This window comes from Saccharothrix syringae, assembly GCF_009498035.1.
In the GTDB taxonomy this organism is placed as follows: domain Bacteria; phylum Actinomycetota; class Actinomycetes; order Mycobacteriales; family Pseudonocardiaceae; genus Actinosynnema; species Actinosynnema syringae.
Genome location: NZ_CP034550.1, coordinates 3,888,845 through 3,902,560 on the forward strand (window position 1 = coordinate 3,888,845; position 13,716 = coordinate 3,902,560).

1 protein-coding gene and 1 pseudogene are annotated in these 13,716 nt (G+C 77.2%); both read left to right on the top strand.

What is annotated here, in order from left to right; translation table 11 throughout:
- Positions 1 to 15: 15 nt before the first annotated feature.
- Positions 16 to 11,871 (top strand): annotated as a pseudogene (locus tag EKG83_RS47860) (SDR family NAD(P)-dependent oxidoreductase); the annotation flags it as partial.
- A gap of 316 nt (positions 11,872 to 12,187) precedes the next feature.
- Positions 12,188 to 13,438, top strand: a complete 1,251-nt coding sequence (locus tag EKG83_RS17175; protein ID WP_033434006.1) for an activator-dependent family glycosyltransferase — start codon at positions 12,188 to 12,190, stop codon at positions 13,436 to 13,438.
- The last annotated feature ends 278 nt before the right edge of the window (positions 13,439 to 13,716 follow it).

A 13,716-nucleotide genomic window follows, 5' to 3' on the forward strand; every position in this document is an offset into this window, starting at 1 on the left:
GACAACGAGCAGAAGCTGCGCGACTACCTCAAACGCGTCGTCGTCGACCTCCGGCAGACGCGCCACCGGCTGCGCGAGGTCCAGGAGGCGGCGGGCGAGCCGATCGCCATCGTGGGCACCGGCTGCCGGCTGCCCGGCGGGGTGACCGGCCCGGCCGACCTGTGGCGGCTGGTGTCCGAGGGGGTGGACGCGGTCTCGCTGTTCCCCACCGACCGCGGGTGGGACGTGGACGCCCTGTACGCGCCGGGTTCCGACCGCCCCGGCACCAGCCACACCCGCCACGGCGGGTTCCTGCACGACGCCGCGGAGTTCGACCCCGGCCTGTTCGGCGTGTCGCCGCGCGAGGCGCTGGCGATGGACCCGCAGCAGCGGCTGGTGCTGGAGACCACCTGGGAGGCCCTGGAGCACGCCGCGATCGACCCGCTGTCCCTGCGCGGCAGCCGGACCGGCGTGTTCACCGGGGTGATGTACGCCGACTACGCCGGCCGGCTGCACCGCGCGCCGGCCGGGTTCGAGGGGCAGCTGAGCCTGGGCAGCGCGCCCAGCGTGGTGTCCGGCCGGGTGTCCTACACCTTCGGCCTGGAGGGCCCGGCGGTCACCGTGGACACCGCGTGCTCGTCGTCGCTGGTGGCGCTGCACCTGGCGGTCCAGGCGCTGCGGCGCGGCGAGTGCTCGCTGGCCCTGGCCGGCGGCGTGACCGTGATGTCCACGCCGGTGACCTACCTCGACTTCAGCCGGCAGGGCGGACTGGCCCCGGACGGCCGGTGCAAGGCGTTCGCCGCGGCCGCCGACGGCACCGGGTTCTCCGAGGGCGTCGGCGTGCTGGTGCTCGAACGGCTCTCGGACGCCCGGCGCCACGGCCACCCGGTGCTCGCCCTGGTCCGCGGCACCGCGGTCAACCAGGACGGCGCGAGCAGCAGGCTGACCGCGCCGAGCGGGCCCGCCCAGCAGCGCGTGATCCGGCAGGCCCTGGCCGACGCGCGGCTCGCGCCCGCCGACGTGGACGTCGTCGAGGCGCACGGCACCGGCACCACCCTGGGCGACCCGGTGGAGGCGCACGCGCTGCTGGCCACCTACGGCCAGGACCGCGCCGAACCGCTGTGGCTGGGCACGGTCAAGTCCAACATCGGGCACACCCAGGCGGCCGCCGGCGTCGCCGGGGTGGTCAAGATGGTGCTGGCCCTGCGCCACGGCGTGCTGCCCCGCAGCCTGCACGTGGACCGCCCCTCGCCCCGGATCGACTGGTCGCGGGGCGCGGTCGAGCTGCTGACCGAGCAGCGCCCGTGGCCCGGCCCGGTGCGGCGGGCGGGCGTGTCGTCCTTCGGCGCCTCCGGCACCAACGCGCACGTGGTGCTGGAACAGGCCCCGCCCGAGGAGGTCCCGGACCGCACGCCCACCGGGCCGGTGCCCTGCCTGCTGTCCGCGCACACCGCCGAGGCGTTGCGCGCCCAGGTCGACCGGCTCGCCACCCACCTGGCCGACACCGACGCGGACCTGCTGGACGTGGGCCGCACGCTGGCCGGCCGGGCCGCGTTGGGCGAGCGGGCGTTCGTGGTCGCCGACGACCGGGACGGGCTGGTCGAGGCCCTGGGCCGGGTCGAGCGCGGCACCGCGGCCGAGCCCGGACCGGTCGCGTTCCTGTTCTCCGGCCAGGGTTCCCAGCGGGTGGGGATGGGGCGGGAGCTGCACGCCACCTACCCGGCGTTCGCCCGCGCCTGGGACGAGGTCGACGCGCACCTCAAGGTCAGGACCGACGCCGGGGCGCTGGCGCGCACGGAGTTCGCCCAGCCCGCCCTGTTCGCGCTCCAGGTCGCCCTGTGCCGGCTGGTCGGGTCCTGGGGGCTGCGCCCGGACGCGGTGCTGGGGCACTCCGTCGGCGAGGTCGCGGCGGCCCACGTCGCGGGCGTGCTGTCGCTGGCCGACGCCTGCGCCCTGGTGTCCGCGCGGGGCCGCCTGATGCAGGAGCTGCCGGCGGGCGGTGCGATGGTGGCGGTCCGGGCCGGCGAGGACGAGGTCCGGCCGCTGCTGGGACCGGGCGTCGACCTCGCGGCCGTCAACGGGCCGGACTCGGTGGTGCTGTCCGGTGACGAGGACGCGGTGCTGGCGCTGGCCGCCCGCTTCGAGGGCGCCAAGCGGCTGCGGGTGGGCCACGCGTTCCACTCGGCCCGGATGGAGCCGATGCTCGACGCGTTCCGCCGCGTCGTCGAACGCCTGACCTTCCGGGCGCCCGAGGTCCGGGTGGTGTCCGGGGACTTCACCGACCCGGGGTTCTGGGTGCGGCAGGTCCGCGAACCGGTGCGGTTCGCCGACGGCGTGCGGGCCCTGCTCGACCTCGGCGCCCGGTCGTTCCTGGAGATCGGCCCCGACGGGGTGCTCTCGGCCCTGGGCCGGGAGTGGGCCGGCGACGCCGCGTTCGAGCCCGCCCTGCGCCGGGACCGCCCCGAACCGCGCTCGCTGGTCACCGCGCTGGCCCGGCTGCACGTCCGGGGCGTCCCGGTCGACTGGCCGCGGTACTTCGCGGGCACCGGCGCCCGCCCGGTGGAGCTGCCCACCTACGCGTTCCAGCGCAAGCGGTACTGGCTCGACGCGCCGCGCGACGCCGACGACGTCACCGCGGTCGAGGTCGCCGGGGACGGCCTGCTGCTGACCAGGGAGCTGTCGCTGTCGTCCCACCCGTGGCTGGCCGACCACGTCGTGCTCGGGTCGGTGCTCGTGCCCGGCACGGCACTGCTGGAGCTGGCGGTCCTGGCCTGCGACCGCGCCGGCCGCGACCGGGTGGCCGAGCTGACCCTGCACGCGCCGGTGGTCGTGCCCGCCACCGGCGCGGTGGAGGTGCAGGTGCGGCTGGACGGGCGGGGCGCGCTGACCGTCCACTCCCGCGCCGGCGGCGAGTGGGTGCACCACGCCGGCGGGTCGCTCTCCGACGGCGCGGCGGCACCCGCCCGGCTCGTCGACTGGCCGCCGACCGGCGCGGTCGCCCTGGACGTGGCCGGCCACTACGAGCGGCTGGCGGGCGCCGGCCTCCGCTACGGGCCCGCGTTCCGCGGCCTGCGCGCGGCCTGGCGGCGCGACGACGAGGTGTTCGCCGAGGTCGCGCTGCCCGACGCACCCCTGCCGGCGCTGCTCGACGCCGCGCTGCACGCCATCGGGCTCGGCCCGTGGGGCGAGGCGGGCCTGGCGCAGCTCCCGTTCGCCTGGGGCGACGTGACCCTGCACGCCACCGGCGCCACCGCGATCCGGGTCCGGATCGCGCCCGCGGGACCCGGCGCCGTCGCGATCGACGTCGCCGACGCCACCGGGATGCCGGTCGCCACGATCGGGTCGCTGGCGCTGCGGCCCGCCGCCGTGGACCCCCGCCACGACAGCGTGTTCCGGGTCGAGTGGGTGCCCGTGACGCCGGGGCCGCCCGCCGCGGACGTCGTCGTGGTCCCCTGCGACACCGGCCGGGAGCTGCCCGGGGACGGTCGGCGGGCGGCCCACCGGGCGCTGGAGCACGTGCGGCGGTGGCTGGCGGAGGAGCGGCCGGAGCGGCTGGCGCTGGTCACCAGGGGCGCGCTGGCGATCGGTGACGAGGACGTGCCCGACCTGGCCAACGCGCCGGTGTGGGGCCTGCTGCGGTCCGCGCAGAACGAGCACCCGGACCGGTTCCTGCTGGTGGACGTGGACGACGACCCGGAGTCGACGCGGGTCCTGCCGGAACTGCTCGGCTCCGGCGAACCGCAGCTGGCCGTGCGCGCGGGGGTCGGGCACGCGCCCAGGCTCACCCGGTTCGCGGCCGGCGCGTGGCGGCTCGACGTGGCCGCGAAGGGCACCGTGGAGGGGCTGGCCCGGGTCCCGGCGCCGGAGGCCGAACGGCCGCTCGGCCCCGGCGAGGTGCGGGTCCGGGTGCTCGCGGCGGGCGTGAACTTCCGCGACGTGCTGATGGCGCTGGGCATGTACCCGGGCGAGGTCGCGCTGGGCTGCGAGGGCGCCGGCGTGGTGCGCGAGGTCGGTCCGGGCGTGACCCGCCTGCGGCCGGGCGACCGGGTGTTCGGGCTGTTCGGGGGCGCGTTCGGGCCGCTGGCCGTGACCGACCACCGGCTGCTGGCGCCGATCCCGGCCGGGTGGGGCGCGGAGCAGGCCGCCGCGGTGCCGATCGTGTTCCTGACCGCCTACTACGGGCTGCGCGACCTGGCCGGCGTGCGGCCGGGGGAGCGGGTCCTGGTGCACGCGGCGGCCGGCGGTGTCGGCATGGCGGCGGTGCAACTGGTCCGGCACCTCGGCGGCGAGGTGTTCGGCACGGCCGGCGAGGGCAAGCAGGAGGCGTCCGGTTTGGCCGACGACCACTTCGCGTCTTCGCGGGACCTGGGCTTCGCCGCGAAGTTCCCCCGGGTCGACGTGGTGCTGAACTCGCTGGCCCGCGAGTTCGTGGACGCGTCGCTGGGGCTGCTGCGGCCCGGTGGCCGGTTCCTGGAGATGGGCAAGACCGACGTCCGGGACCCCGCCGACCACCCCGGCCTGACCTACCGCGCGTTCGACCTGTTCGAGGCGGGCACCGACCGGCTGGGCGAGATGCTGACCGAGCTGGCCGGGCTGTTCGAACGGGGCGTGCTCAAGCCGCTGCCGGTGACCGCGTGGCCGATCGGCCGGGCGCGGGAGGCGTTCCGGTTCCTCGCGCAGGCCAGGCACGTCGGCAAGGTCGTGCTGGTCCCGCCGCGACCGCTCGACCCCGACGGCGCGGTGCTGGTCACCGGCGGCACCGGGGCGCTGGGCGGCCTGCTCGCCCGGCACCTGGTGGTCGCGCACGGCGTGCGGCACCTCGTCCTGGTCGGCCGGCGGGGTGAGGCGCCCGGGCTGTGCGCGGAGCTGGCCGACCTCGGCGCGGAGGTCACCGCGGTGGCCTGCGACCTCGCCGACCGCGCGGCCGTCGAGAGAATGCTGGCCGCCATCCCGCGCCCGCTGACCGCGGTGGTGCACGCGGCCGGGGTGCTCGCCGACGCCACCGTGGCCGCGCTGACCCCCGACCGGCTCGACGAGGTGCTGCGGCCCAAGCTGGACGGCGCCTGGCACCTGCACGAGCTGACCGGCGACCTCGCGGCGTTCGTGCTGTTCTCCTCGGCGGCCGGGGTGCTGGGCGGACCGGGCCAGGCCAACTACGCGGCGGGCAACGCGTTCCTCGACGCCCTGGCCCAGCACCGCCGGGCCCGCGGCCTGCCCGCCGTCTCGCTGGCGTGGGGCTACTGGGGCGAGTCCGCAGGCATGGCGGGCCGGCTCGACGAGCGCGACCGCGCCCGGGTCGTCGGCTCGGGCATCGCGGCCCTGTCCGAGCGGGAGGGGCTGGCCCTGTTCGACGCCGCGCTCGGCGCGGACGAGGCGGTGCTCGCGCCGGTCCGGTTCGACCCGGCCGCGCTGCGCTCGGGCTCGCCGCTGCTGCGGCGCCTGACCGGTGGCCGGACCCGGCGGCGCGCGGCCGAGGCCGTCACCGGGGTGGAGCTGTCCGAGGACGCGCTGCTGGACCTGGTGCGCGAGCACGCGGCGACCGTGCTCGGCTTCGGCTCGGCCGCCGAGGTCGAACCCGGGCGGGCGTTCCGGGACCTGGGGTTCGACTCGCTCACCTCGGTCGAGCTGCGCAACCGGCTCGACGCCGCCACCGGCCTGCGGCTGCCGCCCACCCTGGTGTTCGACCACCCGACCCCCACCGCGCTGGCCGCCCTGCTGCACCGGGAGCTGCGCGGCGCGACCGCCGAGCCGGAGCCCGAGGCCCAGCCGGCGCGCACCGACGAGCCGATCGCCGTCGTGGCCATGAGCTGCCGGCTGCCCGGCGGGGTCGACTCGCCCGAGGACCTGTGGGACCTGGTCGCGGCGGGCGGGGACGCCATCGCGGACTTCCCGGCCGACCGCGGCTGGGCCACCGGGGACCTCGGTCCGCGCGGCGGCGGGTTCCGCTACGACGCGGCCGAGTTCGACGCCGGCTTCTTCGGCATCTCGCCCCGGGAGGCGCTGGCGATGGACCCGCAGCAGCGGATGCTGCTGGAGGGCGCGTGGGAGGTCTTCGAGCGGGCCGGGATCGTGCCCGCGTCGCTGCGCGGCGAGCCCGTCGGGGTCTACGTCGGCGCCATCCACAACGGCTACGCCGAGACCCTGGGCGACGCCCGCGAGGAGGTCGAGGGCCACCTGGTCACCGGCACCATGAACAGCGTCGCCTCGGGCCGGCTGGCCTACACCTTCGGGCTGGAGGGCCCGGCCATCACCGTGGACACCGCGTGCTCGTCGTCGCTGGTGGCCATCCACCTGGCCAGTCAGGCGCTGCGCCAGGGCGAGTGCTCGCTGGCCGTGGCCGGCGGCGTCACCGTCTCGGCCACGCCCGACATCTTCACCGAGTTCGGCAGGCAGGGCGCGCTGTCGGCGGACGGCCGCTGCAAGGCGTTCTCGGCCGACGCGGACGGCTTCGGCGTGGCCGACGGGCTCGGCCTGGTGCTGCTCGAACGCCTCTCCGACGCCCGGCGCAACGGCCACCCCGTGCTGGCGGTGGTGCGCGGCTCGGCGGTCAACCAGGACGGGGCGTCCAACGGGCTGACCGCGCCCAGCGGCCCGGCGCAGCAGCGGGTCATCCGGCGGGCACTGGCGAACGCGGGCCTGCGACCGTCCGAAGTGGACGTCGTCGAGGCGCACGGCACGGGCACCAGGCTCGGCGACCAGATCGAGGCGCAGGCCCTGGCGGCGGTCTACGGACCGGTCCGCGTCGGCACGGTCAAGTCCAACATCGGCCACGCCCAGGCGGCCGCGGGCGTGGCCGGGGTGCTCAAGGTCGTCCAGGCGCTGCGCCACGGCGTGCTGCCCAGGACCCTGCACGTCGGCACGCCGCTGCCGGAGGCGGGGGACCTGCGGCTGCTCGACCGGGCCGAGCGGTGGCGGACCGACGGCAGGCCCAGGAGGGCCGGGGTGTCGTCGTTCGGGATCAGCGGCACCAACGCCCACCTGGTGCTCGAACAGGCACCCGAGGAGGTCCCCGAGGAGCCGGCGGAACCCGCGCTCGTGCCGTGGGTGGTCTCCGCCCACAGCGCGCCCGCGCTGGCGGCCCAGGTGGAGCGGCTGCGGTCGCACGTGCTGGCGCGGCCCGACCTGGCGCCCGCCGACATCGGGTTCAGCCTGGCCACCGGCCGCACGGCGATGGAGCACCGGACCGCGGCCGTCGGCACGACCCGGGAGGAGCTGCTGGCGCACCTCGGCGCGGTCGGCGGCACGGCCCTGCCCTCGCCCGGCGTGGTCTTCGTCTTCCCCGGCCAGGGGTCGCAGTGGCCCGGCATGGCCGCCGAGCTGCTGGCGTCGTCGCCGGTGTTCGCCGAGCGCCTGGCCGAGTGCTCGGCCGCCGTCCGGGCCGTCTCCGACGTCGACGTGCCGGCCGTGCTGCGCGAGGGGCGGCCGCTGGACCGGGTCGACGTCGTGCAGCCCGCCCTGTTCGCGGTCATGGTGTCCCTGGCCCACCTCTGGCAGGCGCACGGCGTGCGGCCGGCCGCGGTCATCGGCCACTCGCAGGGCGAGGTCGCGGCCGCCTGCGTCGCGGGCGCGCTGTCCCTGGCCGACGCGGCGAAGGTCGTGGTGACGCGCAGCAGGCTGTTCGCCGAGACCATGGCGGGCAAGGGCGCCGTGCTCGCGGTGGCGCTCGCGGCCGACCGCGTCGCGCCCCTGCTGGACCGGTGGGCCGGCCGGCTGTCCGTGGCCGGGCGGAACGGACCCGCGTCCGCCACCGTGGCGGGCGACCTGGAGGCGTTGGCGGAGTTCGCCGGGCAGTGCGCGGCGGCGGGCGTGCGGACCCGGACCGTGCCGGGCACGATCGCCTCCCACTCGGCGCAGGTCGACCGGATCCGGGACCGGTTGCTGGCCGAGCTGGCCGACGTGTCCCCGCGCCCCGGGTCGGTGCCGTTCTACTCCACCGTCACCGGCACCCCGTTCGACCCGGCGGCCCTGGGCGCGGAGTACTGGTTCCGCAACGTCCGCGAGCCGGTCGACTTCGAGGGCGCCGTCCGGGCCGCGCTCGACGCGGGCCACCGGGTGTTCGTCGAGACCAGCCCCCACCCGGTGCTCACGATGGGCATCACCGACCTCGGCGCGGTCGCGGTCGGGACGCTGCGCCGCGACGAGGGGCACGCGCGGCGGTTCCTGACCTCGCTGGCCGAGGCGCACGTGCACGGCGTGGACGTCGAGTGGGCGTTCCCGGCCGGGGCGCGGTCGGTCGACCTGCCGACCTACGCCTTCCAGCGCGAGCGGTACTGGCCGGACGGCACCCGGTCGGCCGACGTGCGGTCGGCGGGCCTGAGCGGCGCCGACCACCCCCTGCTCGGCGCGGCCGTGCCGCTGGCCGGGTCGGCCGGCCTGGTGTGCACGGGCCTGCTGTCGCCGGGCACCCAGCCGTGGCTGGCCGACCACGTGGTGTCCGGCGCGGTCCTGTTCCCCGGCACCGGGTTCGTCGAGCTGGTCGGGCACGTGGGCGGCCAGGTGGGCTGCGGTTCGGTGGCCGACCTGACCCTGACCGCCCCGCTGGTCCTGCCCGCCCGGGACGGGGTGCGGGTGCAGGTCGCGGTGGGCGAGCCGGACGGGTCCGGGACGCGGCCGGTGACCGTGCACGCCAGGCGGTCCGACGACGACCCGTGGACGCGGCACGCCACCGGCCGGGTGCGGCCCGGCCGGCCGCCCGCCTTCGACCTGGTGCAGTGGCCGCCGGCGGGCGCGGAAGCGCTGGACCCGGCCGGCCATTACGAGCTGCTCGCCGGGGCCGGCCTGGCGTACGGGCCGGTGTTCCGGGGCCTGACCGCGGCCTGGCGGCGCGGCGACGAGCTGTTCGCCGAGGTGCGGCTGCCCGCGTCGGTGCGCGACGCCGACCGCTACGGCCTGCACCCGGCGGCCCTGGACGCCGCGCTGCACGTGCTGGGGCACGCGGGCGGCGGCCCGGCGTGGCCGTTCGAGTGGTCCGGGGTCTCGCTGCACGCGACCGGGGCGTCGGTGCTGCGGGTGCGGCTGGTGCCGGCGGGTGCCGACGCCTTCGCGGTGGAGGTGGCCGACGGCACCGGCTCGCCGGTCATGTCGGTGGAGTCCCTGGCGTTCCGGCCCGTCGCGGGCGCGGGACCGGACTGGCTGCACCGGCTCGACTGGGCACCGGTGCGGTCCGGCACCGCCCCGGCGGCCGAGGTGGTGTTCACCGAGGACTTCACCGGCACCGCGGACGCCCTCGGCCTGGTGCGGGACTGGCTGGCCCGCGACACCCGCGCGCGGCTGGTGCTCGTCACCAGGGGCGCGGTGTCGACCCGGCCCGGCGAGGACGTGACCGACCTGGACCGGGCACCGGTGTGGGGGCTGGTCAGGTCCGCGCAGGCCGAGCACCCGGACCGGTTCGGCCTGGTGGACCTGGACGGGGACCTGCCCGAGCGCGAGGTCGCCGAGGCCCTCGGGCAGGGCGAGGCGCAGCTCGCGGTGCGCGGCGGCGAGCTGCTGGCGCCCCGACTGGCCCGGCTGGTCGCGCCGCGGCCCCCGGCGGGCCCCTGGCGGCTGCACAGCGGGAACGGCTCCCTGGACGACCTGTCGTTCGGCCCGGCGCCCGACGCGCCGCCGGCCGAGGGGCAGGTGCGGGTCGCGGTCCGGGCGGCCGGGGTGAACTTCCGGGACGTGGTGGTCGCGCTGGGCCTGGTGCCCGAGGGCGACCGGCCGATCGGCGCCGAGGCCGCGGGCGTGGTCGTCGAGGTCGGCCCGGGGGTGACCCGCTTCGCGCCGGGCGACCGCGTGACGGGCCTGTTCTCCGGCGCGTTCGGGCCGGTGGCGGTCACCGACCACCGCCTGCTGGCGCCGATCCCGCCCGGCTGGACCTACGTCGACGCGGCCGCCACGCCGGTCGCGTTCCTCACCGCCCACTACGCGCTCACCGACCTGGCGCGCCTGCGGCCGGGGCAGTCGGTGCTGGTGCACGCCGCGGCCGGCGGGGTGGGCATGGCCGCGGTGCGGCTGGCGCGCCGGCTCGGCGCCGAGGTGTACGCCACGGCGAGCGAGGGCAAGTGGGACGCCCTGCGCGGGCTGGGGCTGGACGACGAGCACATCGCCTCCTCCCGGGACCTGCTGTTCGAGGCGAAGTTCGGCCGGGTCGACGTGGTGCTGAACTCGCTGGCCCACGAGTTCGTGGACGCCTCGCTGCGGCTGCTGCGCCCCGGCGGCCTGTTCCTGGAGATGGGCAAGACCGACCTCCGCGACCCCGCCGACCACCCGGGCGTCACCTACCGGCCGTTCGACCTCGACGAGGCCGGGCCCGAGCGGATCGCGGAAGTGCTGCCGGAGGTGCTGGCGCTGCTCGACGGCGGGCACCTGCGGCGGCTGCCCACCACGCGGTGGGACCTCCGCCAGGCGCGGGAGGCGTTCCGGTTCGTGGCGCGGGCCCGGCACGTGGGCAAGGTCGTGCTGACCGTGCCGAAACCGCTCGACCCCGACGGCACCGTGCTGGTCACCGGCGGCACCGGCACCCTCGGCCGCCTGCTCGCCGCGCACCTGGTCGAGGCGCACGGCGTGCGGCACCTGCTGCTGACCACCCGGCGGGCCGACCACCCGCCGCTCGACGTGGACGCCGAGGTGGTCGTCTGCGACGTCGGCGACCGGGACGAGGTGGCCCGCCTGCTCGCCGGCATCCCCGCCGACCGCCCGCTGACCGCGGTCGTGCACGCGGCCGGGGTGCTCGACGACGGCGTGGTCGAGTCGCTGACCCCCGACCGGCTGGCCGCGGTGTGGCGGCCGAAGGCCGAGGCGGCGCGGCACCTGCACGAGCTGACCCGGCACCTGGACCTGGCCGCGTTCGTGCTGTTCTCCTCCAGCGCGGGCGTCCTCGGCTCCGCGGGCCAGGCCGGCTACGCGGCGGCGAACACCTTCCTCGACGCCCTCGCCGCGCACCGGCAGGCGCAGGGCCTGCCCGCGGTGTCGCTGGCCTGGGGCCTGTGGGCGGACGAGAGCGGCATGACCGCCACCGCCGACACCGCGCGCCTGGCCCGCGCCGGGCTCACCGGCCTGTCCGCCGAGGAGGGCCTGGCCCTGTTCGACGCGGCCCTGACCACCGGCCTGCCGCTGGTGGTCCCGGCGAAGCTGGCGCCGCGGGCACGCGCCCCGCGCAAGGCCCGCGCGACGGCGACGGACGCGGACGGGCTGCGCCGCCGGCTGGCCGCCCTGCCGGCCCCCGACCGGGAGCGGGCGCTCGTGGACCTGGTGCGCGGCCACGCGGCCGCGGTGCTCGGGCACGCCGACCCCGCGGCGGTGGCACCGGAACGCGCCTTCGTCCAGGTCGGCTTCGACTCGCTGACCGCGATGGAGCTGCGCAACGGCCTCAACGCGGCCACCGGCCTGCGCCTGCCGACCAGCGCCGTGTTCGACCACCACACCCCGACCGGCCTGGCCCGGCGCCTGCTCGACGAACTCGACCTCGGCGGCACCGCGCCGACCGACGCGCTGGCCGAGCTGTTCCGCCGGGCCGTGGCCGACGACCGGGTGCCCGAGGGCCTGGACCTGCTCAAGGCGGCCGGTGCCCTGCGCCCCGCGTTCGGCTCCGCGGCGGAGCTGCCCCGGCCACCGGAGGCGGTGCGGCTCGCCTCCGGACCGGGCACCGGCCTGCTGTGCTTCCCGTCGCCGATGGTGATGGGCGGTGCGCAGCAGTACGCCCGCCTGGCCCGGCACTGGCGCGGGGTGCGCGACGTGCACGCGGTCCCGGTGCCGGGCTTCACCGAGCGCGAGCCGCTGCCGGCGACGCTGGACGCCCTGGTGGAGGTGTACGCGGACCTCGCCCGGGACGGGCAGGTGCTGGTGGGCTACTCCTGGGGCGGCCTGCTCGCCCTGGCCACCGCGGCGGTCCTGGAGCGGCCCACCGCGGTCGTGCTGCTCGACACCCACCCCGCCGGGGTCGACGGCCTGTTCGACCGGCTCCTGCCCGGCCTGCTGGAGCGCGAACCCCTGTTCGGCCCGTTCACCGGCACCCGGCTGTCGGCGATGGGCAAGTACCTCCGGCTGCTCGACGGGTACGAGCCGCCGGCGATCCCCGCGCCGGTGCTCTTCGTGCGACCGGAGGGCTCGTCCGCGCTGCGGCCGGCCTGGCCCGACGTGCGCGACGTGCCCGGCGACCACTTCACGGTGGTGCGGGAGCACGCAGGCGAGACCGCGCTTGCGGTCGAGGGATGGTTGGGAGAGTTCGATGCGAGTGCTGTTCACCACCTTGGCGGCCAACGCGCACCTGTACAACCTGGTGCCGCTGGCGTGGGCGCTGCGGGCGGCGGGCCATGACGTCCGGGTCGCCGCCCAACCGGACCTCACCGACGCGGTAGTCGAAGCGGGACTGACCGCCGTCCCGGTCGGTCCCGCGCTGGACCTGGCCGAGCTGAGCCGCCAGGCCCGGCAGCGGCCGAAGGAGCAGACCGTCTTCGGTTCGCGGTACGACATCACCGAGACGCGGGAGGAGGTGCTGACCCAGGACTACGTCCGGGGCGTGTTCACCACGTGGTGCTCCCTGGGCCTGGAACGACTGGCCCACGACGCGGTGCTCGACGACGTGGTCGGGTTCGCCCGGAGCTGGCGGCCGGACCTGGTGATCTGGGACGCGCTGACCTACATGGGCCCGATCGCCGCCCGCGCGAGCGGGGCCGCGCAGGTCCGGGTGCTGTTCGGCCTGGACCACGTGGCCCGGATGCGCGCCCGCTTCACCGGGCTGGGCGGGGGAGCCGACCCGGTGCGGGAGTGGCTGTCGGCCAAGCTGGAGCGGTTCGGCTGCGCTTTCGACGAGGAGCTGGTCCTGGGGCGGCGCACGATCGACCCGCTGCCGCCGTGGACGCGGTTCCCGACGGCCGCGGACTACCTGCCGGTGCGGCACGTGCCCTACAACGGGCGGTCGGTCGTGCCGTCGTGGCTCGCGGAGCCGCCGGCGCGGCGCCGGGTCTGCGTCACCCTCGGCATGTCGCGGCGCGACCTCTGGGGCGTGGACCGGTTCTCGGTCGACGACCTGTTCGAGGCGGTGGGGGAGCTGGACGTCGAGGTGGTCGCGACGTTGACCGCGCGGCAGGTGGAGTCGGCCTCGGCGGTGCCGGGGAACGTTCGGCTGTTCGACTTCGTGCCCTTGGACGTGCTGCTGCCGACTTGTGCGGCGGTTGTCCACCACGGTGGCGCGGGGACGACCGGCAACGCGGTGGCGCACGGGGTGCCGCAGTTGGTGGTGCCGGGGAACCTGTGGGACAAGGCAGGGTTGGCGGAGATGCTGGTGGAGCAGGGTGCCGCGCTGGTGGTGGACCACGAGCAGGTCACCGCCGAGGCGTTGCGGGGGCAGTTGGCGCGGTTGTTGGACGAGCCGCTGTTCGGCGAGTGCGCGGCGAAGGCGCGGGCCCGGGCGGAGGAGGCGCCGACGCCGCACGAGATCGTGCCGGAGCTGGAGCGCCTGGCGGTCGAGGGCCGTTGACCCGGGCGCCGGCGGTGGTGCGGGCTCGCCGCACCACCGCCGGCCGCCTGCACGAGGTCGAGGCGGTCCCACCCCCGGTCGGGACCGGCTCGACGACAGGGCGGTTGCCGACAACCCCTCGCGTTCGCGCCACTCGAATTCCCTCCCCGAATCCGGCGCACGACTGGTCCGGCATTTCGTTCCGCAGCCCTGCCATCGGCTTTTTCCGCCATGCCGGAACCGGCACACCGGCACTCGTTCCGGCGGGCTTCCCACTCGGTGAACGCACGACCGCGGCG

Bases quoted from the DNA above. Each gene is read 5' to 3' on its own strand.
- EKG83_RS17175 (WP_033434006.1), top strand. From the start codon at position 12,188: ATGCGAGTGCTGTTCACCACCTTGGCGGCCAACGCGCACCTGTACAAC.